The organism is Gammaproteobacteria bacterium, from assembly GCA_035279405.1.
Classification (GTDB): domain Bacteria; phylum Pseudomonadota; class Gammaproteobacteria; order Natronospirales; family REEB76; genus REEB76.
In genome coordinates, this window is record DATEHU010000049.1 from 1 (window position 1) to 23,026 (window position 23,026).

Annotated in this window: 19 protein-coding genes and 1 other RNA gene; 19 read left to right on the plus strand and 1 reads right to left on the minus strand. The window is 65.2% G+C overall.

The features are described from left to right. From rnpB to lpxC, 17 genes are all read left to right on the plus strand, one after another. Nucleotides 1-299: RNase P RNA component class A (gene rnpB, locus VJR90_10455), an RNA gene on the plus strand; the annotation flags it as partial. A gap of 72 nt (nucleotides 300-371) precedes the next feature. Then, nucleotides 372-1,214, plus strand: coding sequence for an isocitrate lyase/phosphoenolpyruvate mutase family protein (locus tag VJR90_10460; protein HKV97892.1), 843 nt, complete (start codon nucleotides 372-374; stop codon nucleotides 1,212-1,214). 312 nt (nucleotides 1,215-1,526) lie between these two features. Next, entirely contained in the window at nucleotides 1,527-1,982 is a 456-nt protein-coding gene (gene mraZ, locus VJR90_10465) for a division/cell wall cluster transcriptional repressor MraZ (protein HKV97893.1), read from the plus strand. Further along, nucleotides 1,979-2,923 carry a 16S rRNA (cytosine(1402)-N(4))-methyltransferase RsmH gene (gene rsmH / locus VJR90_10470; protein HKV97894.1) on the plus strand — a complete coding sequence of 315 codons (945 nt, stop codon included), beginning with the start codon at nucleotides 1,979-1,981 and terminating at the stop codon, nucleotides 2,921-2,923. The genes mraZ and rsmH overlap by 4 nt, the downstream gene beginning before the upstream one ends. Beyond that, the gene (ftsL, locus tag VJR90_10475) at nucleotides 2,920-3,189 is read left to right on the plus strand and encodes a cell division protein FtsL (protein HKV97895.1); all 270 of its coding nucleotides are present in this window, start codon (nucleotides 2,920-2,922) and stop codon (nucleotides 3,187-3,189) included. Before rsmH ends, ftsL begins: the two co-directional genes overlap by 4 nt. After that, nucleotides 3,186-4,904 (plus strand): penicillin-binding transpeptidase domain-containing protein, encoded by a 1,719-nt coding sequence (locus VJR90_10480; GenBank protein ID HKV97896.1) that lies wholly within the window; start codon nucleotides 3,186-3,188, stop codon nucleotides 4,902-4,904. Before ftsL ends, VJR90_10480 begins: the two co-directional genes overlap by 4 nt. Beyond that, a complete protein-coding gene (locus VJR90_10485) occupies nucleotides 4,901-6,415 on the plus strand; it encodes a UDP-N-acetylmuramoyl-L-alanyl-D-glutamate--2,6-diaminopimelate ligase (protein ID HKV97897.1) in 1,515 nt (504 codons plus the stop codon). Before VJR90_10480 ends, VJR90_10485 begins: the two co-directional genes overlap by 4 nt. Further along, nucleotides 6,412-7,794 (plus strand): UDP-N-acetylmuramoyl-tripeptide--D-alanyl-D-alanine ligase, encoded by a 1,383-nt coding sequence (gene murF, locus VJR90_10490; GenBank protein HKV97898.1) that lies wholly within the window; start codon nucleotides 6,412-6,414, stop codon nucleotides 7,792-7,794. Before VJR90_10485 ends, murF begins: the two co-directional genes overlap by 4 nt. Before the next feature lie 5 nt (nucleotides 7,795-7,799). Then, nucleotides 7,800-8,882 carry a phospho-N-acetylmuramoyl-pentapeptide-transferase gene (mraY, locus tag VJR90_10495; protein HKV97899.1) on the plus strand — a complete coding sequence of 361 codons (1,083 nt, stop codon included), beginning with the start codon at nucleotides 7,800-7,802 and terminating at the stop codon, nucleotides 8,880-8,882. Nucleotides 8,883-8,892: 10 nt separating this feature from the next. Further along, nucleotides 8,893-10,236 carry a UDP-N-acetylmuramoyl-L-alanine--D-glutamate ligase gene (gene murD / locus VJR90_10500; protein HKV97900.1) on the plus strand — a complete coding sequence of 448 codons (1,344 nt, stop codon included), beginning with the start codon at nucleotides 8,893-8,895 and terminating at the stop codon, nucleotides 10,234-10,236. Then, nucleotides 10,229-11,395 (plus strand): putative lipid II flippase FtsW, encoded by a 1,167-nt coding sequence (gene ftsW / locus VJR90_10505; GenBank protein ID HKV97901.1) that lies wholly within the window; start codon nucleotides 10,229-10,231, stop codon nucleotides 11,393-11,395. The genes murD and ftsW overlap by 8 nt, the downstream gene beginning before the upstream one ends. A 138-nt stretch (nucleotides 11,396-11,533) precedes the next feature. Next, the gene (gene murG / locus VJR90_10510; protein ID HKV97902.1) at nucleotides 11,534-12,628 is read left to right on the plus strand and encodes an undecaprenyldiphospho-muramoylpentapeptide beta-N-acetylglucosaminyltransferase; all 1,095 of its coding nucleotides are present in this window, start codon (nucleotides 11,534-11,536) and stop codon (nucleotides 12,626-12,628) included. Then, nucleotides 12,625-14,064 (plus strand): UDP-N-acetylmuramate--L-alanine ligase, encoded by a 1,440-nt coding sequence (gene murC, locus VJR90_10515; protein ID HKV97903.1) that lies wholly within the window; start codon nucleotides 12,625-12,627, stop codon nucleotides 14,062-14,064. The genes murG and murC overlap by 4 nt, the downstream gene beginning before the upstream one ends. After that, a complete protein-coding gene (locus VJR90_10520) occupies nucleotides 14,061-15,110 on the plus strand; it encodes a cell division protein FtsQ/DivIB (GenBank protein ID HKV97904.1) in 1,050 nt (349 codons plus the stop codon). Before murC ends, VJR90_10520 begins: the two co-directional genes overlap by 4 nt. Further along, on the plus strand, nucleotides 15,103-16,344 hold the full coding sequence (gene ftsA / locus VJR90_10525) for a cell division protein FtsA (protein HKV97905.1): 1,242 nt from the start codon (nucleotides 15,103-15,105) through the stop codon (nucleotides 16,342-16,344). Before VJR90_10520 ends, ftsA begins: the two co-directional genes overlap by 8 nt. 33 nt (nucleotides 16,345-16,377) lie before the next feature. Further along, nucleotides 16,378-17,550: a cell division protein FtsZ gene (ftsZ, locus tag VJR90_10530; protein ID HKV97906.1), complete on the plus strand. Its 1,173-nt coding sequence runs from the start codon at nucleotides 16,378-16,380 to the stop codon at nucleotides 17,548-17,550. A 196-nt stretch (nucleotides 17,551-17,746) separates the two neighbouring features. Further along, nucleotides 17,747-18,658, plus strand: a complete 912-nt coding sequence (lpxC, locus tag VJR90_10535; protein ID HKV97907.1) for a UDP-3-O-acyl-N-acetylglucosamine deacetylase — start codon at nucleotides 17,747-17,749, stop codon at nucleotides 18,656-18,658. A gap of 29 nt (nucleotides 18,659-18,687) precedes the next feature. On the opposite strand, the gene VJR90_10540 is transcribed toward lpxC, so the two are convergent. After that, entirely contained in the window at nucleotides 18,688-19,131 is a 444-nt protein-coding gene (locus VJR90_10540) for a DciA family protein (GenBank protein HKV97908.1), read from the minus strand. A gap of 32 nt (nucleotides 19,132-19,163) precedes the next feature. Here VJR90_10540 and VJR90_10545 point away from each other — a divergent pair, with 32 nt between their 5' ends. Both VJR90_10545 and secA read left to right on the plus strand, forming a co-directional pair. Then, nucleotides 19,164-20,117, plus strand: coding sequence for a M23 family metallopeptidase (locus tag VJR90_10545; protein HKV97909.1), 954 nt, complete (start codon nucleotides 19,164-19,166; stop codon nucleotides 20,115-20,117). 179 nt (nucleotides 20,118-20,296) lie between these two features. Further along, the gene (gene secA / locus VJR90_10550) at nucleotides 20,297-23,014 is read left to right on the plus strand and encodes a preprotein translocase subunit SecA (GenBank protein HKV97910.1); all 2,718 of its coding nucleotides are present in this window, start codon (nucleotides 20,297-20,299) and stop codon (nucleotides 23,012-23,014) included. The last annotated feature ends 12 nt before the right edge of the window (nucleotides 23,015-23,026 follow it).

A 23,026-nucleotide genomic window follows, 5' to 3' on the forward strand; every position in this document is an offset into this window, starting at 1 on the left:
GGATGCCAGGTAACGCCTGGGGGGCGCGAGCCCACGGACAGTGCCACAGAAAACACACCGCCGATGGCCGCAAGGCACAGGCAAGGGTGAAAAGGTGCGGTAAGAGCGCACCGCGCGACGGGCAACCGTTCGCGGCACGGAAAACCCCATCCGGAGCAAGGCCAAATAGGGAAGCAGCGGGGCAACCTGCGCGTGCGGTCCGCACGGCTTCCGGGTAGGCCGCTAGAGGCGCGCGGCGACGCGTGTCCCAGATGAATGGCTGTCCACGACAGAACCCGGCTTACAGGCCGGCTCCTTATTTTTCAATTGCCACAGCAGCACCGCTGACCAGGGAGGGTCAGGGTGCCGTCTCGTCGAAGCCGGAGGACACCATGCAGAACGATTCAACGCAGAAGCGCAGGGCCGAGTTATTGCGCAGCCTGCATCGGACGCCGCCGATACTGGTGTTGCCCAATGCCTGGGATGCGGCCAGCGCTGCGCTGTTCGCGCGTGCCGGTGCGCGTGCCGTCGCCACCACCAGTGCCGGTGTCGCGAATGCGCTGGGCTTTGCCGATGGTCAGGCGGCGCCGCTTGCGCAGGTGCTTGCGGCGACACAGCGCATGGCCGCGGCGGTGCAAATCCCGGTGAGCGCCGATCTTGAAGCGGGTTATGCGGAAACACCGGCGGCTCTGCAGGCCGTGATGCGCCAACTGCTGGCGACCGGTGCCGTGGGCGTCAATCTTGAAGACGGCCTGCCTCCAGGTTCCTCGCAACCGCTGCGTGACATCGCGGATCAGCAAGCACGTTTGCGTGCCGCGCGCGCGGCTGCCGATGAGGCGGGAATCCCGCTGGTGATCAATGCGCGCACCGATGTTTTCCTTCATCAGGTAGGAGCACCGGACAGTCGCCTCGGCGAAACTCTGCGGCGACTCCAAGCGTACGCCCAGGCCGGCGCCGATTGCCTGTTTGCGCCTGGAGTTGCGGATGCCACCACCATTGCGGCTCTGGTACGGAGCCTGAAGTTGCCGCTGAACGTGCTCGCCGGGCCCGCGACGCCTGCGGTTGCCGAGCTCGAAAAGCTGGGCGTGGCACGAGTGAGCATCGGGTCGGGCCTGCATCGCGCCAGTCTGGCATTTGCAGAGCGGCTGGCCCGTGACATCCTTGCCGGCGGTGGATTCCAGGCTCTGGCCACGGATTTGACTTACACCGCGCTCAACAATCTGCTGAAGCATTAGGCTCCCATCCAGAGTAAAACGGGGTGAACCGGGGCTCTCCCGCGCCTCACTTGATGCTTGCCACCGCAATGGCGGCGTAATCTTTCAGTCCACAATTCGCCACAATCTGATACCGGCTCTAGGATGGCCTTCCAAGCTACTGATTGATAGGCACTTATTTTTGCCAATTTCCATCACGATTCGCGCCTAAGTCCCTGTCCGACAAGCACTTTTTTTACAGTTCACCCTTGACTGCATGCCAATCGCTTCCTATAGTGTTCGAAGTGGGTAAAAGTGGGATGAAATGGGTTTCCAGGACTCCGGGGTGGGCATGTGTTTCGCGGGGTAAACAGCCTGACGTTGGATGCCAAGGGCCGGCTCGCCGTGCCGGCACGCTACCGTAAGCGTCTCGCGCAGGTGTGTGACGGCAAACTCGTGGTCACGATTGACCGCGGCTATTACCTGCTGATTTACCCGTTACCCACCTGGGAAGAAATCGAAGCCAAACTCGTGCACTTGCCCAGCCTGCAGCCGCAAGTGCGCGAGCTGCAGCGCCTGCTGGTCGGACACGCCACCGAAATTTCCATGGACAGCCACGGGCGCGTGCTGTTGCCCGCCGAGCTGCGCGAATTCGCCAAGCTGGAACGCGATGTCGTGTTGCTTGGCCTCATGAACAAATTCGAGTTGTGGGACAAATCCGCCTGGGACGCGCGTCGTGAGCACAGTCTTGCGGCGGATCACGCTGCAGCCGCGGGCCTGCCGGAGGAGCTGGCCAGGCTGGCGCTGTGAACCACACCGCAGCCGGGCACACGCACCAGCCGGTGATGCTCGAAGAAGCGGTGATGTGTCTGGCGGTGCGCGCGGATGGCGTGTATGTGGATGCCACCTACGGGCGCGGTGGTCACAGCCGCGAAATCCTCAAGCACCTGGGTGCGGAGGGGCGGTTGATCGCGGTGGACCGCGACCCGCAAGCGGTGGCGGCGGCACAAATGGAATGGAACGGTGACAGGCGAGTTACGGTGCATCGAGGTGCGTTTTCCATGCTTGAGCGCATCGCGCAGCAACTCAGTGTGTGTGGACAGGTGAACGGCGTACTGCTGGACCTGGGAATTTCTTCGGCGCAGCTGGATGATGCGCAGCGCGGCTTCAGCTTCCTGCGCGATGGGCCGCTCGACATGCGCATGGACCCGGAAAGTTGCGAGAGCGCGGCGGATTGGCTCAAGCGCGCCACGCCGGCGGAAATTGTCGCGGTGATCCAGCGCTACGGGGAGGAGCGCTTTGCCCGGCGCATTGCACGTGCCATCGTCGCCGTACGCGAGCGTGCGCCGATTACCCGCACGCAACAGCTCGCCGACATTGTGAGCGCTGCGGTCCCGACGCGCGAGCGTCGCAAGCATCCGGCCACGCGCACATTTCAGGCACTGCGCATCCACATCAACCGCGAGCTGGAGGAACTCGCCGCATGCCTGGATCAGTGTCTCAGGGTGCTGGCGCCGGGCGGACGGCTGGTGGTGATCAGCTTTCATTCCCTCGAAGATCGCGTGGTGAAACGCTTCATGCGCGGGCACGCACGCGCCGCAGCGCCCGATCCCAAGGCGCCCTGGCTGTCGCCGGCCACGCGTCCGAGCCTGAAGCTGGTGGCCAAAGCCACGCGTCCGCAGGCCGCGGAGATCGAGCGCAACCCGCGCGCGCGCAGTGCAGTGCTGCGCATAGCGGAGCGTCTGGCATGAGATTCACGCGCGCTATTCTGGCGCTGCTGCTCGCGGCCGTGATGCTGAGCGCGCTGGCGGTAATTGATGCGCGCCACGAGAACCGCATGCTGTTCACGCAACTGCAGCAGTTGCGCCAGCAGCGCGACCAGCAGAATGTCGAGTGGGGCCAGCTGCTGCTCGAGCAAAGCACCTGGTCCACGCATGCACGCGTCGAACAGATGGCCACCCAAAAGCTCAACATGCAATCGCCGTCCCATCCCAGGATCGTGGTGGTGCACCCGTGACGCGCGGCGCCGAGCCCGGAGCGTCCTGGAACTGGCGCAGCGCGCTGGTGCTTGCGGTGTTCTTGCTGCTGGCTACGGCCTTGCTGGGCCGCGCCGTGTACCTGCAGATGTTCGACGAGCAGTTCCTGCAGGCCCAGGGCAAGGAACGGCACCTGCGCGTGGTGCAGATTCCCGCGCATCGCGGCATGATTCTCGACCGCAATGGCCAGCCGCTGGCGGTGTCCACGCCCGTGGATTCCATCTGGATGGATCCACAGGAACTGGCGGGCGCCGAGACGCGCGTGCCGCAGTTGGCGCATGCCCTGGGCATGCCGAGCGCGGACCTGCGCACGTTGCTGCGCCAGAATCGTGACAAGGAATTCGTGTATCTGCAGCGCGGGCTGGACCCGTATGCGGCCAAGCGCGTGACGGCGCTGGATATTCCCGGTGTTTACAGCCAGCGCGAATATCGCCGCTATTACCCGGCGGGCGAGGTGGCCTCCCAGGTGCTGGGCTTCACCAACGTGGACGATGTCGGCCAAGAGGGACTGGAACTCGCCTACAACGACTGGTTGCAGGGCACGCCCGGCGCCGAGCGCGTGATCGTGGACCGCTACGGGCACTGGGTGCAGGACGTGGAAAGCCTGCGCGCACCGCGGCCCGGCAAGGACCTGGTATCGAGCCTGGATCTGCGCGTGCAGTACCTTGCCTATCGCGCGCTCAAGCAGGCGGTACAGCAACAGGGTGCGCGTTCCGGATCCATCATCGTCATGGATGCCAAAACCGGCGAAGTGCTGGCCATGGCGAACCAGCCGTCTTTCAATCCTAACAATCGTGCCGACTACGCCCCGGCGTCGTACCGCAACCGCGCGGTCACCGATCAGTTCGAGCCCGGCTCCAGCATGAAGCCGTTCAGCATCCTGGCCGCGTTGCTCTCGGGGCGTTACACCCCGAATACCGTGGTCAACACCGCGCCGGGTTTCTACAAGGTCTCCGGTTACACCATTCGCGACGACAGCGATTACGGCGCCATCGATCTCACCACGGTGCTGGAAAAATCCAGCAACGTGGGCGCCAGCAAAATCGCCTTGACGCTGCCGCCGCAGTTGCTGTGGAATACGCTCAGCGCGTTCGGATTCGGACAGCTGAGCGGCAGCGGCTTTCCCGGCGAGGTGCCGGGGTCGTTGCCGCCGTATCGCAGCTGGTCGCAGGCGCGCCAGGCGACCATTTCCTACGGCTACGGCGTGGCGGTCACCGCGCTGCAACTTGCCGATGCCTACGACATCATCGCCGACAACGGCGTGCGGATCCCGTCGAGCTTCGTGCGCGTGGACGCGCCGCCGCGCGGCCAGCAGGTAATTCCCGCGCCGGTCATGGTGACGCTGCGGCGCATGCTGGAAACCGTGGTGTCGAATGAAGGCACCGGCCGGCTGGCGGACGTGGCCGGTTACCGCGTGGCCGGCAAGACCGGCACCGCGCACATCGCGCAGCACGGCGGCTATTCCGACACCGATTACATATCCGTGTTTTGCGGCATGGCGCCCGCCAGCGATCCGCGCCTGGTGACGGTGGTGGTGATCCGCGAGCCCAGCCGCGGCGAATATTATGCCGGCACCGTGGCCGCGCCGGTGTTCGCGCGCGTCATGAGTGGCGCATTGCGCCTGCTCGACATCGCGCCGGACAACTTGGGCAACCTCACCACCGCGTTCGTGGTGAACCTGGACCACAGCTCATGATGGCGCAACCGCGCCCGCGCGCCGGCCCGACGCTCGCAACGGTATTGCAGGATGTGGCGCCGGTCGCGCCGGAGCGCGATCAGCCGCTGCAGGGCGTGGCGCTGGACAGCCGCGAAATCCGGCCGGGCTTCCTGTTTCTCGCGGTGCGCGGCCACGATCACCACGGCCTGCAACACCTCGCCGATGCCCGCCGCCGGGGCGCGATCGCGGTGGCCTACGACCCCGAAGGCGCGGTGCAGTATCTTCCGGGTCTCAACGGGCTGCCGGCGTTTGCGGTGCGTGCGCTGGCCCAGCAGACCGGCCAGATCGCCGCGCGTTTTTATGCCGATCCTTCGGCTGCGCAAAGTGTGATCGCGGTTACCGGCACCAACGGCAAAACCTCGGTGAGCCTGCTCAGCGCGCAAACCCTCACGCAGCTCGGCAAACCCTGCGGGCTGCTGGGTACGCTGGGCTACGGCGTATACGGCGATCTGCAAACCGGCAGCCACACCACCCCGGATGCGGTGAGCATGCAGGTCTGGTTGGCGCGTTTCCGCGCTGCGCGCGTGCGCCATGTGAGCCTGGAAGCCTCCAGCCATGCGCTCGATCAGGGCCGGCTGAACGGCGTGCACTTCAACACCGCCGTGTTCACCAATCTGACCCGCGATCATCTGGATTACCACGGCGACATGCAGGCCTACGGCGCCGCCAAGCGCCGCCTGTTCGAGATGCCGGGATTGCGCCACGCGGTCATCAACCTGGACGATGCCTTCGGATGGGAACTTGCCGCTACATTGTCGTCCGACATCACGCTCATTGGCTACAGCCTGGAGAATCGTCGCGCACCGCGCGGCCAGACCCTGCAGGCCACGCAACTGTTGCTGAGCGCCAGCGGTTTGCAGTTCGACGTCAGCGGCGCGGGCGACAACGGGCAAGTGAACGCGCGCCTGCTCGGACGTTTCAACGTGCAAAATCTGCTGGCGGTTTTGGGCGTGTTGCTGTCCCAGGACGTGCCGTTCGCGCAGGCGCTTGCGGCCTTGCATCAGGCGCGCACCGTTCCGGGGCGCATGGAATGTTTCGGCGGCGCGGGTCAGCCGCTGGTGGTGGTGGATTACGCGCACACGCCCGACGCGCTGGAAAAGGCCCTGACCGCGGCGCGCGCGCATTGCACGGGAGAGCTCTGGTGCGTGTTCGGCTGCGGCGGCGAGCGCGATCGCGGCAAGCGTCCGCAGATGGGCGCGCTCGCCGAAAAGCTGGCCGATCACGTGATCGTCACCGATGACAATCCGCGTCATGAGGACGGTGACGCCATCGTCGCGGAAATCCTGGGCGGCATCACGCAGCGCCGGCATGTGCGCGTGCAGCGCGATCGCGCGCGTGCGCTGGCCGAGGCACTGCAGGCCGCGCGCGCCGGCGATGTGGTGCTGCTGGCCGGCAAGGGACATGAGCAGTATCAGATCGTCGGCGACCGCTATCTGAATTACAGCGATCGCGACACGGTACAGCAACTGTTGCGCGGGGTGCCGGCATGAACGTGCGGCGGCTTTCGGATGTGGCCGCGGCCACCGCCGGCCGGCTGCTGGGCGCGGACCGCAATTTCCTGCGCGTCAGCGCCGATACCCGCAGGCTTGCCGCGGACGAGCTGTTTGTGGCCTTGCGCGGCGAACATTTCGATGGCCGCGACTATGTGGCGCAGGCCGGACAACTGGGTGCTGCAGGCGCTTTGGTCGGACATCCGGTGGCTGCGCCACTGGCGCAGATCGTGGTGGCGGATACCCGGCGCGCGCTCGGCGCCTATGCCGCACATTGGCGGCGTGGTTTCGGGATTCCCGTGGTGGGCGTCACCGGCTCCAACGGCAAGACCACGGTCAAGGAGATGATTGCCAGCATCCTGCGCCAGCGCGGCGAGACCCTGGCCACGCGCGGCAACCAGAACAACGACATCGGCGTGCCACTCACGCTGCTCGAGCTGAACGCGCAGCATCGCGCCGCGGTCATCGAGATGGGCACCAATCATCCCGGCGAGATCGCGTATCTGGCGTCGCTGGTCGCGGCCAGCGTGGCGGTGGTCACCAATGCCGGGAGCGCGCATCTTGAGGCGCTGGGCAGCATGCGCGGCGTGGCGCTGGAGAAAGGCGCCTTGTTCGCCGGTTTGCCTGCCGGCGGCACCGCGGTAATCAATGCCGATGATGAATGCGCACCGTTGTGGCGCGAAATGGCCGGCCGCCACGTGCAGCGCAGTTTTGGCCTGAGCGCGTCAGCCGACTTTCATCCGGCAGCCGATTCCATGCGCCAGCTGGCTGACGGTGCGTGGGAGTTCACGCTGCAGGCACCGGACGGCGCGGTCCCGGTGCACCTGTCCTTGCCGGGGCGCCACAACGTCATGAATGCATTGGCCGCAGCGGCCGCGGCACATGCGGCCGGCGCGAGCCTCGCGGAGATCAGCAGTGGATTGGCGCGGGTGCCGCAAACCCACGGCCGCCTGATCGTGTTGTGGGGTTTGCACGGCTGCCGCCTGATTGACGACAGCTACAACGCCAATCCCGTATCACTCAAGGCCGCGGTGGAGTTCGCCGTGAGTCTCGGTGATCCGGTGTGGCTGGCGTTGGGCGACATGGGCGAGCTCGGTGCCGGCGCGGCCACGCTGCATGCCGAGTGCGGCGCGCTGGCGCGGCGCCTTGGCGTACTGCGCCTGTGGACCTGCGGCAGCCTGAGCCGGCATGCCAGCGCGTCATTCGGTGCAGGCGCCGAACACTTTGGCGACTGCGAGGCGCTCATTGCGGCGCTGCGCGGCAATCTGCGCTCTGGCATCACCATACTCATCAAGGGTTCACGCAGCATGCGCATGGAGCGCGTGGTCGAAGCACTGCGTGCATCACCGGCGCTGGCGGGCGCCGCAGGCGGAGGCTGACATCCATGCTGCTGATGCTCACCGAATACCTGACCCGCTATCACTCGGCGTTCAATGTCTTTTCCTATCTCACCTTTCGCGCCATCCTCGGCGTGCTCACTGCACTGGTGCTGTCGTTTGTCACCGGCCCGGCCATGATCCGCAGCCTGAGCCAACGCCAGATCGGCCAGCAGGTGCGTGACGACGGGCCGCAATCGCATCTCACCAAAGCCGGTACGCCCACCATGGGCGGCACGCTGATTCTGGTGACCATCATCATCACTACGCTGCTGTGGTCGGATTTGCACAATCGTTACGTGTGGATCCTGATCGGCGTGAGCGTGGGTTTCGGCCTGATTGGATTCGCCGACGATTACAAGAAACTTGTGCTGCGCGACACGCGCGGCCTGAAGCCGGCGCTCAAATTCCTGTTGCAGTCGTTGTTGGGTCTGGCCGCCGCCGTGGCCTTGTATGCCGGTCACCACAATGTGGCCGAGATCGCCTACATCGTGCCGCTGCTCAAGCACGTGTCGGTGAGCCTCGGCGGATTTTTCATCCTCATCACCTGGTTCGTGGTGGTCGGCATGAGCAATGCGGTGAATCTCACCGACGGGTTGGACGGTCTGGCCATCATGCCGGCCGTGATGGTGGCCGGCGCCCTGGGAATCTTCGGCTACGCGGCCGGCAATTTCGTGTTTGCGCATTACCTCACGATCCCCTACCTGCCGGGTGCCGGCGAAGTGGTGGTGTACTGCGGCGCGCTCGTGGGCGCGGGCCTTGGATTCCTGTGGTTCAACGCCTATCCGGCGCAGGTGTTCATGGGCGACGTGGGCGCGCTGTCCCTGGGCGCGGCGCTCGGTACGCTGGGCGTGATCGTGCGTCAGGAGATCGTGCTGTTCATCATGGGCGGCGTATTTGTCATGGAGACCGCCTCGGTGATTCTCCAGGTCGGGTCCTTCAAGCTCACCGGCAAACGCATCTTCCGCATGGCGCCGCTGCATCATCACTTCGAGCTCAAAGGCTGGCCGGAGCCGCGTGTGATCGTGCGCTTCTGGGTGCTGACCGTGATCCTGGTGCTCATCGGTCTGTCCACCCTCAAGGTGCGTTAGGGAGCCGCGCATGCACATCCCGCCCGCACACAACAAGACTCTGGTCGTGGGGCTCGGCCGTACCGGCCTGTCCTGCGTGCGCTTTCTGGCGGCGCGCGGCGCCGAAGTGGCGGTGACCGACAGCCGGGCACGGCCGCCGGCGCTGTCGCAACTGCGCGAACTGGTGCCGCAGGCGGCGGTGTTCGTGGGCGGATTTTCCGAGCAGGCCCTGGCGGGCGCCGAGCAGGTGCTGGTGTCGCCGGGCGTGGCGGCCAACGCGCCGTTTCTTGAGACCGCGCGTGCACGCGGCCTGCCGGTGTTCGGGGACATCGAGTTGTTTGCGCGCACGGTGCGCGCCCCGGTGGTGGGCATCACCGGCTCCAACGGCAAGAGCACGGTAACCACGCTCGTGGGTCGGATGGCAGAGCGCGCCGGGGTCGACGTGCGCGTCGGCGGCAATCTGGGTACGCCTGCACTGGATTTAATCCGCGCTACTGAACCCGCGCTTTACGTGCTGGAGCTTTCGAGTTTTCAGCTCGAAGTCACCGATTCATTGCACTGCGCGGTGGCCACGGTGCTCAACATCTCGCCGGATCACATGGACCGCTACGCGCGCGTTGCGGACTATGCCGCCGCCAAGGCGCGCATCTTCCGGCACTGTGTAACCGCGGTCATCAACCGCGAGGATACGCAAGTGCGCCGCATGGTGCAGGCGCAGCAAAAACAAATCAGCTTCGGTCTGGACGCCCCCCGGGATGCGAACTATGGAGTGCTCAAGTCCGGCGCTAAGGACTGGTTGGCACGCGGCGCTGAAAGGCTGTTGGCCGTTTCCGAGCTGCGTATCCGCGGCACACACAATGTCGCCAACGCGCTTGCGGCCCTGGCGCTCGGCGAAGCCGCCGGTCTGCCGTGGCCTGCGATGCTCGCGGCGCTCCGGGAGTTCCCCGGCCTCCCGCACCGCATGCAGTACTTGGGCACGCGACGCGGCGTCGAGTATTACGACGATTCCAAGGGCACCAACGTGGGCGCGACGCTGGCCGCAGTCGCCGGCGTCGGTCAGCCGCTGGTGTTGATCGCCGGCGGCGACGGCAAGCACCAGGACTTCGCGCCGCTGGCGCAGGCGCTGGTCGGAAAGGCACGCGTCGTGGTGCTGCTCGGCAAGGATGCGGCGGTCATTGAACAAGCACTCGCCGGGCGCGTGCCCAGCGTACGCGTCAAGGACATGCAGGTCGCCGTGGCGCAAGCCGCAGCGCACGCGCAGGCGGGAGACTGGGTGCTGCTGTCGCCGGCCTGTTCAAGTCTCGACATGTTCGACAATTTCGAGCACCGCGGCCGCGTGTTTGCCGACGCGGTGGGGAGGCTGGGCGATGGCTGAGGTCCGTGCCATCGCCGGCCGCCGTACGCTCGCGCCCGACCGCGCGCTGTGGATGACGGCAGCGCTGATTCTCGGCCTGGGGCTGGTGATGGTGGCCTCGGCTTCGATTACGCTGGCTGACAAGACCACCGGCAATCCCTTTTATTTTTTCGAGCGCCAGTTTGTCTATGCGCTTGCGGGCCTGATCGTGGCGGGCGTGGTTTACCACGTGCCGCTCAGCTGGTGGTTGCGCGGCACTTTTCCGCTGCTGATGCTGGCGCTGGCGATGCTCGCGGTGGTGCTGATCCCGGGCATCGGCCGCTATGTCAACGGCAGCATTCGCTGGATAGACCTCGGGCCTTTCCGCCTGCAGGTGTCGGAGCCGGCGCGCCTGCTGATACTCATATATATAGCCGGCTACGTGGTGCGGCGGCAGGCGGAACTCGCGGAGCGCTTCAGCGGCTCGCTCAAGCCCATGCTCGTGGTAGGCCTGGCGGCGCTGTTGCTCTTGATGGAACCGGATTTCGGCGCCGCCATGGTGCTGATCGCCACGGCCATGGCCATGCTGTTCTTCGGCGGCGCGCGCCTGCGCGATTTCACCGGCCTGGCCGCGCTCGGCGTGCTGGGTTTCGTGGTGCTGGCCGTGGCCTCGCCGTACCGGCTGGAACGTCTCACCGGCTTCCTGCATCCCTGGAGCCATCCATTCGACAGCGGCTTCCAGCTCACCAATTCGCTGATTGCCATCGGGCGCGGCGGCTTCTTCGGCGTGGGCCTGGGCGAGAGCGTGCAGAAGCTGTTCTACCTGCCGGAAGCGCATACCGATTTCCTGTTCGCGGTGCTGGCCGAGGAACTCGGGCTGCTGGGCTGTATGGCGGTGATTGCGCTGTATTTCATGCTCACCTGGCGCGCGGTGGTGATCGCACGCCGGGCGGCACGTGCTGGCCAGCTGTTCGGTGCGCAACTCGCCTTCGGCCTGGGTCTGTGGATCGGCCTGCAGGCGTTCATCAACATGGGCGTGAACATGGGCGCGCTCCCGACCAAGGGTCTGACGCTGCCGCTCATGAGTTACGGCGGCAGCAGCCTGATCGTGATCTGTGCGGCCATCGGTTTGATTCTGCGCGTGAACATGGAAACACGCTCCAGTCGCAACTGGCTGGAACGCAGCGCGGCCGGCACGTGAACACGGAGACCGAGAAATGCATGTAGTGCTGATGAGCGAGCGGGTCCGGGGTATTCAGCGGAATGCCGGTGGCATTCCGCCCCGGCCGAGCGCCGGTACATGGATGTACCGGCTGGTGAACGCACCATGGATGGGTCCATGCACAACGAGAGGTCCATGAAGATCGTGATTATGGCCGGCGGCACTGGTGGACACGTCTTCCCCGCTCTCGCGGTAGCCGATGTGCTGCGCGCGCGTGGGCACGAAGTTGCCTGGATCGGCACGCGCCAAGGTCTGGAAGCGCGCGTGGTGCCCGCGGCCGGCATTCCCATGGAATGGATTGACGTTGGCGGTCTGCGTGGCAAGGGGTGGAGAACTCTTTTGATGTCGCCGTGGCGCCTGGTACGTGCCGTGCAGCAGGCGCGGCGGATTTTCCGGCGGCTGCGGCCGGCGGTGGCGCTCGGCATGGGCGGATTCGCGAGCGGGCCGGGCGGTTTGGCGGCGCGCCTGAGCGGCTGTCCGCTGGTGTTGCACGAACAAAATTCCGTGCCGGGCGTTACCAACCGCGTACTGAGTCACATGGCGCGGCGCGTGCTCGAAGGTTTTCCCGGCAGCTTCAGCGCCGCACGCGGTGCCGAATTCATAGGCAATCCAGTGCGCGGCGCGATTGCCGCCTTGCCTCCGCCGGAGCTGCGCTTTGCCGGCCGCAGCGGCGCCCTGTGTGTGCTGGTGATTGGCGGCAGCCAGGGCGCGCGCGTCCTGAATCAGACAGTGCCGGACGCGATTGCACTGTGGCCAGCGCTGCCGCGTCCGGAGGTCTGGCATCAGACCGGTGCGCGCGATGCGGAATCCGTGGCTGCCGCGTACCGCGCGCAGGGCATAAAGGCGCGCGTCGCTCCGTTCATCGAGGACATGGCCGCGGCCTATGGCTGGGCGGATGTCGCCGTGTGCCGCGCCGGCGCACTTACGATCGCGGAACTCACCGCAGCCGGATTGGGCGCGGTGCTGGTGCCATTCGCGGCCGCGGTGGATGACCACCAGACCCGCAATGCGCAATTCCTGGTGCGTGCCGCTGCGGCCGAACTGTTGCTGCAAGCGGCGCTGTCCGCTGAAAGTCTGCAAGCCGTGCTGCAACGCATGGCGAAGGATCGCCAGATGTTGCTGGCCATGGCGCAGCGCGCTCGCGCGCTCGCCAAACCGCAGGCCGCGCTCAGGGTGGCCGAAGCCTGCCTGCAGGCGGGAGGCGCGGCATGAGCGAACTCATGCGCCGCATCCGCCGCATCCATCTGGTCGGCATCGGCGGCGCCGGCATGGGCGGTATCGCCGAAGTGCTGTTGAATCTCGGCTATCAGGTGAGCGGCTCGGATCTGCGCACCAACGCCATCACCCGGCGTCTCACCGGCCTGGGCGCGCGCGTGCTCGCGGGCCACCGCGCCGAGAATCTGGGCGACGCGGACGTGGTGGTGATTTCGAGCGCGGTCCACGAGGACAACGTGGAAGTAGCTGCGGCGCACGCGCGACGTACACCCGTGGTGCGGCGCGCGGAAATGCTCGCCGAGCTCATGCGCTTCCGCTTCGGCATCGCCGTGGCCGGCACCCACGGCAAGACCACCACCACCAGCCTGGTGGCGAGCGTGCTGTCCGAGGGCGGGCTGGATCCCACGTTCGTGATCGGCGGCCGGCTGATCAGCGCCGGCAGCAACGCGCATCTCGGCACCGGACGTTATCTGGTGGCCGAGGCCGACGAAAGCGACGCCTCGTTCCTGCACCTGCAGCCGCTGATTGCCGTGGTCACGAACATCGACGCCGACCACCTCGGCACCTATCAGGGCGATTTCAGCCGGCTGCGCACCACCTTTGTGGAATTCCTGCAGCACCTGCCGTTTTACGGTCTCGCGGTGCTGTGTCTGGACGATGCCGAAGTGCGCGAGGTGCTGTCGCAAGTGGCGCGACCAATGCTCACCTACGGCACCGACGCAAGCGCGGATTTCCGCGCCGGCGACATTCGCCGCGACGGCCGCAAGACGCATTTCAAGGCATGGCGGCCCGGCCAGCGCGCGCCGCTGGAGGTCACGCTGAATCTGGCCGGTCGCCACAACGTGTTGAATGCCCTGGCCGCCATGGTGGTGGCGCAGGATCTGGGCGTGAACGACGACGCCGTGCTCAAAGCGTTCGCCGGTTTTCAGGGCGTGGGCCGGCGCTTCCAGATTCACGGCGAGATCAACACCGCCGCCGGCCGGGTGTTGCTGGTGGACGACTACGGCCACCATCCGCGCGAACTCGCGGTCACGATTCAGGCGGCGCGCGAAGGCTGGCCGGGACGGCGGTTGGTGGTGGCCTTCCAGCCGCACCGCTACAGCCGCACGCGCGACCTATTCGAGGACTTCGCCGAAGTGCTGTCGCAGGTGGATGCCCTGGTGTTGCTCGAGGTGTACGCCGCGGGCGAAGCGCCGATTGCCGGCGCGGATGCGCGTGCGCTGGCGCGCTCCATCCGTAACCGTGGGCGCGTGGATCCGGTATTCGTGTTGCACACCCAGGATTTGCCGCAGGCACTCGCGGGCGTGCTGCGCGACGGTGATCTGCTGCTCACGCTGGGTGCCGGCGACATCGGCGTGATGGCGGCCGAGTTGCCGCAGCATCTGGCTGCCGCGCACGCGCCTGTCGTCCCCGACCAGGAGGCGCACTCATGAATACGCGCATTTCCCGCATCGGCCTGCACGTCACGCGGGGGCAGGTGATCGGCGCCAGCCTGCTGGGTTTGCTGCTGGCTGCGGGAATCGCCTCGGCCGTGCATTACACGCGGCCGCTGCTGGCCGGGCCCGCGCTCACGCAATTGGTGATTACCGGCAGGCTCGAGCATGTACCGCCGCAGGCCGTGCAGGACGCAGTGCGCTCGGCGTTAGGCAGCGGATTCTTCACCACGCACGTGGATGCGGTGCGCAGCGCGGTTGCGGCGCTGCCGTGGGTGGCGAGCGCTGCGGTGCGCCGCAGTTGGCCGCACACGCTGTACGTCGAGGTCACCGAAGAGCAGCCGGTGGTGCGCTGGAATGGCAACGGACTGATGGATACCGGCGGCCGCGTGTTCGTGCATTCCGATGACAGCGCCTGGGCCCGGTTGCCGGTGCTGAATGGCCCGGACGGCAGCGAAGCGGATCTGCTGGCCGAGTATCACACCTTCGCCGCGTTGCTCGCGCCACATGCACTCGTGCTGCGGCAGCTCACGGTGGATGCGCGCGGCGATGCCAGCCTGCAGTTGGGAAATGGCCTGGAGGTGCGCCTCGGTCGCGAAAACGCCGAGCTGCGGCTCGAACGTTTTGTGAGCGTGGCTTTGCCGACGTTAGCGGCGCAATTGCCTGGCGTGGCCTATGTGGACATGCGCTACACCAATGGGTTTGCCGTCGGTTACATGCCGACCTGCCGGTGGCAGGTCGGCGCCGACGGCAAACGCCGCGCCATGGATGGCGCGGCTGGACAGCGCACCAGGGATGGTTCTCAGGCCTGCAATGCTCCTTGCGTGGCGTCTACTCAGCCAACAGCGGTCGGCGCCGACGGCAACCGTCGCGGCAGGGGCGAGAAGCAAAGCTTCGAGCGGGCTGCCAAGGATGGCAGCACTGGGCTGATCACCATGGATGGTTCGCAGAGCTGCAGCGCGCCTTGCGCGGCGGTCGGTCCGGGCTCCATGGGTGGCTCGCCAGGAACCTGCGCAACTACCAACGAGGTTCGTCCTAATGGTTAGAAAGACCGACAAGCAACTGATTGTTGGACTCGACGTCGGCACCTCCAAAGTCGTAGCCATCGTCGGAGAAATCCTCGCCGATGGCAGCATCGAAATCGTCGGCATCGGGTCGCACCCCTCGCGCGGCCTGAAGCGCGGAGTGGTGGTCAACATCGAGTCCACGGTGCAGTCCATTCAGCGTGCCGTGGCCGAGGCCGAATTGATGGCCGGTTGCCAGATCCACTCGGTGTACACCGGCATCGCCGGCGGCCACGTGCGCAGCCTGAACTCGCACGGGGTCGTAGCCATCCGCGACAAGGAAGTGACCGCGGGCGACGTGGAGCGCGTGATTGACGCGGCGCGCGCCGTGAGCGTGCCGGCGGACCAGAAAATCCTGCATGTCCTGCCGCAGGACTTCGTGATTGACGGCCAGGACGGCATCCGTGAGCCCGTGGGCATGTCCGGGGTGCGCCTTGAAGTGCACGTGCACATCGTCACCGGCGCGCTCAGCGCCGCGCAAAACATCGTGCGCTGCGTGGAGCGCTGCGGCCTGAAGGTGGACGACATCATCCTCGAGCAACTGGCCTCCAGTTATGCAGTGCTCAACGAGGATGAGAAGGACCTGGGCGTATGCCTGGTGGATATCGGCGGCGGTACCACCGACATCGCGGTGTTTACCGAAGGTGCCATCCGCCACACCGCGGTGATCCCGATCGCCGGCGACCAGGTCACGAACGACATTGCGGTGGCCTTGCGCACGCCCACGCATCATGCCGAGGACATCAAGATCAAATACGCCTGCGCACTGCCGCAACTCGCGAGTGCCGACGAGACCATCGAAGTGCCGAGTGTCGGCGAGCGGCCTGCGCGGCGCCTTGCGCGCCAGACGCTCGCCGAAGTGGTCGAGCCGCGTTACGAGGAACTCTTCAGCCTGGTGCACGCGGAGTTGCGGCGCAGCGGGTTCGAGGACGCGGTGCCCGCGGGCGTGGTGCTTACCGGCGGCAGCGCCAAGATGGAAGGCGCGGTGGAACTCGCCGAAGAAGTATTCCACTCGCCGGTGCGCCTGGGCGTGCCGCAGTACGTCACCGGACTGGCGGACGTGGTGCGCAATCCGATTCACGCCACCGGCGTGGGCTTGTTGTTGTTCGGCGCGCAAAGCCTGCCGCGCGACGGCAGTTCGCGGCGCCTGGCGGGCAACGTGAATGTCAAAGATGTATGGCAACGCATGAAGCAGTGGTTTCAGGGTTCGTTTTGACTGAATTCAGCAACCAGCAGAGGAGACCGGGACATGAACTGGACAATTGAAGAGGACGTGAATCAGAGCGCGGTCATCAAGGTGGTGGGCGTGGGCGGCGGCGGCGGCAACGCCGTGCAGCATATGCTGGCGAGCGGCATCGAGGGCGTGGATTTCGTCGCCATCAATACCGACGCGCAGGTACTGAAGAAAATCAACGCCCGCACCACGTTGCAGATCGGCAGCAATCTCACCCGCGGACTGGGGGCCGGCTCCAATCCGGAAACCGGCAAACAAGCCGCGCTCGAGGATCGCGACCGCCTGGAAGAGGTGCTGCGCGGCAGCGACATGGTGTTCATCACTGCGGGCATGGGCGGGGGCACCGGTACCGGGGCCGCGCCGGTGGTAGCGCAAGTGGCCAAAGAACTGGACGTGCTGGTGGTGGCCGTAGTCACCAAGCCGTTTCCGCATGAAGGCAGCAAGCGCATGAAAGTGGCGGAACAGGGCTTGACCGAGCTCGCGCAATACGTGGACTCGTTGATCGTGATTCCTAACGAAAAACTTTCAGCCGTGCTGGGACGCGATTTGCCCGTGCTGCAGGCCTTCCAGGCGGCCAACGAAGTGCTGCATGGCGCAGTGCGCGGTATCGCCGACATCATCACGCGGCCGGGACTCATGAACCTGGACTTTGCCGACGTGCGCACGGTGATGGCCGAGATGGGCACCGCGATGATGGGTACCGGTCACGCGAGCGGCGAGGGCCGTGCACGTCGCGCCACCGAGGCCGCGGTCACCAGTCCATTGCTGGAAAACATCAACCTGCAGGGCGCACGCGGCATTTTGGTGAACATCACCGCGGGCATGGACCTGACCATGGGCGAATACGAGGAAGTCATGGACATCGCCCACGGTTACGCGGTCGAGGATGCGTCCATCAAGGTCGGTACCGTGCTCGATCCATCCATGAACGACGAAATCCGCGTGACCGTGGTGGCTACCGGCCTGACGCGGCCGCAGGCGCAGACCGTTACCGCGGTGAAGCCCGTGCCCGTGGCGGTGCCCGCACCCGAGCTCGTGCCCTTGGCACGTACGGGCACCGATGAACGCCCGGACTGGAAAAAACTCGAGCGCCCCGCTTATGCGCGGCAGCGGGACCGGAATGATCATGACCCTCAAAGTCAGGACTACCTCGACATCCCCGCCTTTCTGAGGCGACAGGCGGACTGAAAAAACCGGATGTAAGGTTATGAAATCCTTGAGGCTGGAGGCGGCGCTGTGATACCGTACACGCTCGTTCACCATCAGGCGCGCGTGGAGGGTAGCCCGTGGCAAACTGCCAAACTTGGCACAAGCTACACGAAGGCGCCCGTCAACCGGGGCCCGACAGGCACGCGATTCCTGACAGGGCAGATTGCACGACCGCATGTTGAAACAGCGCACGCTCAAGAATTCGATCCGCGCCACCGGCGTGGGACTGCACACCGGCGAAAAGGTTTACATGACCCTGCGCCCGGCGGCACCCAATACCGGAGTGCTGTTTCGTCGCGTGGATCTGGAACAACCCGTCGAGATCCGCGCTAACGCCGAACACGTCGGCGACACCATGTTGGGCACCACGCTGGTGGACGGCGAGGTGCGCGTTTCCACCGTTGAACACCTGTTGTCCGCCTTCGCCGGCTTGGGCATAGACAACGCGTATGTGGACCTGAGCGCCCCGGAAGTGCCGATCATGGATGGCAGCGCCGGTCCGTTCGTGTTCCTGCTGCAGTCCGCCGGCATCGAAGAGCAGAACGCCCACAAGCGCTTCATCCGCATCCGCGACACCGTGGAAGTGCGCGACGGCGACAAATGGGCGCGCTTTGAACGCTTCGATGGATTCAAAGTCAGCTTCCAGATCGACTTCGATCACCCGATTTTCAAAAAGCACACGCAGAGCGCGAGTGTGGATTTCTCCACCACCTCCTTCGTCAAGGAGGTAAGCCGCGCGCGCACCTTCGGATTCATGCGCGATATTGAAATGCTGCGCCAGAAGCACCTGACGCTGGGCGCGTCGCTGGACAACGCCATTGCGCTCGATGACTACCGTATCCTCAATGAGGACGGCTTGCGTTACGAGGACGAGTTTGTCAAACACAAGATTCTGGATTCCATTGGGGATTTGTATCTGCTCGGCCACAGCCTGATCGGAGCATTCAGTGCTTACAAGTCCGGTCACGGTCTCAACAATACTTTGCTGCGCGCACTGCTCGCGCAGAAGACGGCTTGGGAAGAAGTCACTTTTGATGACGCAGCCGCGGCACCGATTTCCTACATGACTCCGGTGCACGCGCTTTAGGCGTATGCGGTAGTTGCGCTGGGCGGAGACTACGGCCGCGAACTGCGACGGCGCGCCAGGTTGTGGAGCGAACGACTGAGGGGGCCATCCTCCAGCCCCGCGGCCGTGCTCTGCAGCATGGCGCGGACGGATTCGGGCAAGGAACGGGACACGTGTGTGGGAGTCGGCGGTGCAACCGCGGGTGGCAGGATGCGCACCTTGAGGTGTTGGCAGGACAGCCGCCGGCTTGCGAGTTGGGACAGAAGTTGGCGTTGCTGGTAACGGATCAGTGTGGCGTTGGCCGCGTTGTCCATGTAGATGACCAGCGTATCGGCCTGCTGCTCAATGCCCAGACAGTGACTGCGCAGGGAATCGGGCAGCAAACGGCACACCGTAGAGTGCAGTTGCTGCAGCTCACGGGCGGTCGCCGTCAGTTGTCTTAATCCGGCGTCGCCGCTGAGCAACGCTTTGAGTGACTGGGATTTCGGTTGCATCGTATGGGACAGGTTACGCGGAAATTGGGTATATGAGCCAGATTCTATTTCTAAAACAGGGTCGCGTGCGCCAGTTTGATCTGGCGCGACCTGCCTGCCTTGCGGGTACCGCGTTTGCCGGCCTGCTGGCGGCGGCACTGTTGTTCGTGGCCGGTTATTTCACGTCCAGCTGGATGGCCAGGCCTTCCAGCCATGTGCAGGCGTTGCAGGCACAGTTCAATACCCAGGCGCGCGAGGTGGCCCAGGCCAAGCAAGTCGCGCAAGTGAACATCGATGCCCTGTCGGCCAAGGTGGGCGCACTGCAGGCGCATATCACCCGGCTGGATGCCCTCGGGCAGTTGCTTACGCGCATGGCCGGGCTGAAACACGGCGAATTCAATTTTGGCGCCCCGCCGGCCGAGGGCGGCCCCGAGATCAGCGCCCCGCTGCAGCATGTGGGACTGCCTGATTTCCTCGGCGATCTCGACCAGCTTTCGGACCAGATCAACAGCCGCGAACAGCAGCTTACGGTGCTCGAAGGCCTGCTGATGCATCGGGCCGTACAGCTGCAGGCGCGACCCTCCGGTCCGCCGGTGGTGGAGGGTTACGAGAGTTCCCCGTTTGGCATGCGCATTGACCCGTTCACTGGCGAGCTGTCATTTCATCCGGGCATTGATTTTGCCGGTCCGCAAGGCGAACCCGTCAAGGCCGTGGCTGCCGGCGTGGTGACCTGGGCCGGTCCGCGCGCGGGCTACGGTGACATGGTGGAAATCGATCACGGCAACGGCTATTCAACGCTCTACGGCCATAGTGAAAAACTGCTGGTGCATGTGGGCGACGTGGTGAAAAAGGGTCAGGAAATCGCCTTGCTGGGGTCCACCGGCCGCTCCACCGGCCCCCACGTACATTTTGAAGTCCTATACAATGGCAAGCCGGTCAATCCGGCCCAGTTTGTGAACAGTGTGGGGCAGCTGCGGGTCGCCGCGGTGCCGCACAGCTTGGACTGAAGCAGCGCGCCGCACTGCGGCTTTCCGGCTGCCCTGTTCCCGCTGCCGGCCGAGTCTGACCCGGTCCGGCGGCCAAATCCCAGCAACCGCCTTGAATTCACGCCCGTGCGCCTATATGGCAGGCGGGTTTGCGGGCCGCAGCCCGCCACGACACTTTACGCGGGTGGTTCCCAACACGCATGCCAAGCAGTTTACTCAAGCAGATTTTCGGCAGCCGCAACCAGCGGCTGCTGCGCAGCACGGGCCAGATCGTGGCGCGCATCAACGCCATGGAAGCGCAGCTGCAGGCGCTTTCCGAAGACGCACTCAAGGCCAAGACCGCGGAATTCCGCAAGCGTCACGCCGACGGTGAAGCGCTTGACGATCTGCTGCCGGAAGTCTTCGCGGCGGTGCGCGAGGCCGCGCGCCGCACTCTCGGCATGCGGCATTTCGACGTGCAGCTGATCGGCGGCATGGTGTTGCATCGCGGCAAGATCGCCGAGATGCGTACCGGCGAGGGCAAAACCCTGGTGGCGACGCTGGCGGTGTATCTCAACGCCATTGCCGGCCGCGGCGTGCACGTGGTCACGGTCAACGATTATCTTGCGCAACGCGACGCCGACTGGATGCGTCCGGTGTACACGGCGCTTGGCATGAACGTGGGCGTCATCCTGGTGGGCCAGGACGCGGAGACCAAACGCGCCGCCTACGGTGCCGACATCACCTACGGCACCAACAACGAGTTCGGCTTTGATTATCTGCGCGACAACATGGCTTTCCGGCTTGAAGACAAGGTGCAACGCGAGTTGCATTACGCCATCGTGGACGAAGTGGATTCAATCCTGATCGACGAGGCACGCACGCCATTGATCATCTCCGGGGCGGTGGACGACAACACCGAGCTGTATCGCAAGGTCAACGTGCTGGTGCCGCAGCTCACCAAGCAGGAAGAAGAGGAGGGACCGGGCGACTTCAGCGTGGACGAGAAGCAGAAGCAGGTATACCTGACCGAGGCCGGCCACGAGAAAATCGAGGAACTGCTGATCAAGGCCGGGTTGCTCAAGGAGAACGATTCACTGTACGACGCCTCCAACATCATGCTCATGCACCAGATCAACGCGGCGCTGCGCGCGCACGCGTTGTATCACCGCGAGGTGGAATACATCGTCAAGGACGGCGAAGTGGTGATCGTGGACGAGTTCACCGGCCGCACCATGCCGGGGCGGCGCTGGTCCGAAGGCCTGCATCAGGCCATCGAGGCCAAGGAGGGCGTCAAGATCCAGGCCGAGAACCAGACGCTCGCCTCGATCACTTTCCAGAATTACTTCCGCCTGTACAAGAAACTCGCGGGCATGACCGGCACCGCGGACACCGAGGCGGCCGAGTTCCACGAGATTTATGGCCTGGAAGTCGTGGTGGTTCCCACCAACAAGCCCATGATTCGCGAGGACCGGCCGGATCACGTGTACCTGAACAGCAAGGGCAAATTCCAGGCGGTGATCAACGAAATCCGCGAGGCCCACGGCCGCGGCCAGCCGGTGCTGGTGGGCACGGCGTCCATTGAAAACTCCGAACTGCTCTCGGCACTGATCAAGAAGGAAAGTATTCCGCATGAGGTGCTGAACGCCAAACAGCACGAACGCGAGGCCCACATCATTGCCCAGGCCGGCCGCCCCGGCACTGTCACTATCGCCACCAACATGGCCGGCCGCGGCACTGACATCGTGCTGGGCGGAAGCCTGGAAGCGGAACTCAAGGCGCTGGCGCCGGAAGCCGGCGAGCCGGAGCGCGAGCGCGTGCGTGCCGAATGGCAGCGGCGCCATGCCGCGGTGGTCGCGGCCGGCGGCCTGCATATCGTCGGCAGCGAACGCCACGAGTCGCGACGCATCGACAACCAGTTGCGCGGCCGCTCCGGCCGTCAGGGCGATCCCGGCTCGAGCCGCTTCTTCCTGTCGCTGGAAGACAACCTGATGCGCATCTTCGCCGGCGACCGTGTCAAGGGCATCATGCAGCGCTTTGGCGTCAAGGGCGACGAGGCCATTGAGCACCCTTGGGTCACGCGCGCCATCGAAAGCGCGCAGCGCAAGGTCGAGGCCCACAACTTCGACATCCGCAAGGAGCTGCTGGAATACGACGACGTTGCCAACGACCAGCGCAAGGTGATCTACGAGCAGCGCAATGAACTGCTGAGCGCGGCCGACATATCCGGCACCATCAGCAACATTTCCGGCGATGTGATCAACGGCATCATCAGCGCGCACATCCCGCCGCAGAGCGTGGAAGAGCAATGGGACGTCGCCGGGCTGCAGGAGCATCTGGAGCGTGATTTCGGTCAGAAGCTCGACATCCAGGGCTGGCTGGCGAGCGATGACAGCCTGCACGAAGAAACCCTGCGCCAGAAAATCGTGGACGCGTTCCTCGCGTCCTACAAGGCCAAGGAGCAGCAGACCGGCGCCGAGGTCATGCGCCAGTTCGAGAAGGCCGTGCTGCTGCAGGTGCTCGACAATCTGTGGCGCGAACACCTCGCCAACATGGATTATCTGCGCGCCGGCATCCACCTGCGGGGTTTCGCCCAGGTCAATCCCAAGCAGGAATACAAGCGCGAAGCCTTCATCATGTTTTCCGATCTGCTGGACCGGCTCAAGAACGACGTGGTCAGCATTCTGGCCAAGGTGCAGGTACGCACGCAGGAGGACGTGGCCGCGGTCGAGGAGCAGCGCCGGCGCGCGCGCGCCATGCAGTTCCAGCATGCCGAGGCGCAAAGCGCCGTGGGTGGCGGCGACAGTTCGCCGCCGGCCCAGGCGCCGCCTGCGCCGGTCACCACCTTCGTGCGCGAAGGACGCAAGGTCGGCCGCAATGAACCCTGTCCGTGCGGATCGGGGTTGAAATACAAGCAATGTCACGGGCGCTTGAGCTGAGCGCAGACTTTC

Bases quoted from the DNA above. Each gene is read 5' to 3' on its own strand.
- VJR90_10460 (HKV97892.1), top strand. From the start codon at position 372: ATGCAGAACGATTCAACGCAGAAGCGCAGGGCCGAGTTATTGCGCAGC.
- ftsL (HKV97895.1), top strand. From the start codon at position 2,920: ATGAGATTCACGCGCGCTATTCTGGCGCTGCTGCTCGCGGCCGTGATG.
- VJR90_10485 (HKV97897.1), top strand. From the start codon at position 4,901: ATGATGGCGCAACCGCGCCCGCGCGCCGGCCCGACGCTCGCAACGGTA.
- murF (HKV97898.1), top strand. From the start codon at position 6,412: ATGAACGTGCGGCGGCTTTCGGATGTGGCCGCGGCCACCGCCGGCCGG.
- mraY (HKV97899.1), top strand. From the start codon at position 7,800: ATGCTGCTGATGCTCACCGAATACCTGACCCGCTATCACTCGGCGTTC.
- murD (HKV97900.1), top strand. From the start codon at position 8,893: ATGCACATCCCGCCCGCACACAACAAGACTCTGGTCGTGGGGCTCGGC.
- ftsW (HKV97901.1), top strand. From the start codon at position 10,229: ATGGCTGAGGTCCGTGCCATCGCCGGCCGCCGTACGCTCGCGCCCGAC.
- murG (HKV97902.1), top strand. From the start codon at position 11,534: ATGCACAACGAGAGGTCCATGAAGATCGTGATTATGGCCGGCGGCACT.
- murC (HKV97903.1), top strand. From the start codon at position 12,625: ATGAGCGAACTCATGCGCCGCATCCGCCGCATCCATCTGGTCGGCATC.
- VJR90_10520 (HKV97904.1), top strand. From the start codon at position 14,061: ATGAATACGCGCATTTCCCGCATCGGCCTGCACGTCACGCGGGGGCAG.
- ftsA (HKV97905.1), top strand. From the start codon at position 15,103: ATGGTTAGAAAGACCGACAAGCAACTGATTGTTGGACTCGACGTCGGC.
- ftsZ (HKV97906.1), top strand. From the start codon at position 16,378: ATGAACTGGACAATTGAAGAGGACGTGAATCAGAGCGCGGTCATCAAG.
- lpxC (HKV97907.1), top strand. From the start codon at position 17,747: ATGTTGAAACAGCGCACGCTCAAGAATTCGATCCGCGCCACCGGCGTG.
- VJR90_10540 (HKV97908.1), bottom strand. From the start codon at position 19,131: ATGCAACCGAAATCCCAGTCACTCAAAGCGTTGCTCAGCGGCGACGCC.
- VJR90_10545 (HKV97909.1), top strand. From the start codon at position 19,164: ATGAGCCAGATTCTATTTCTAAAACAGGGTCGCGTGCGCCAGTTTGAT.
- secA (HKV97910.1), top strand. From the start codon at position 20,297: ATGCCAAGCAGTTTACTCAAGCAGATTTTCGGCAGCCGCAACCAGCGG.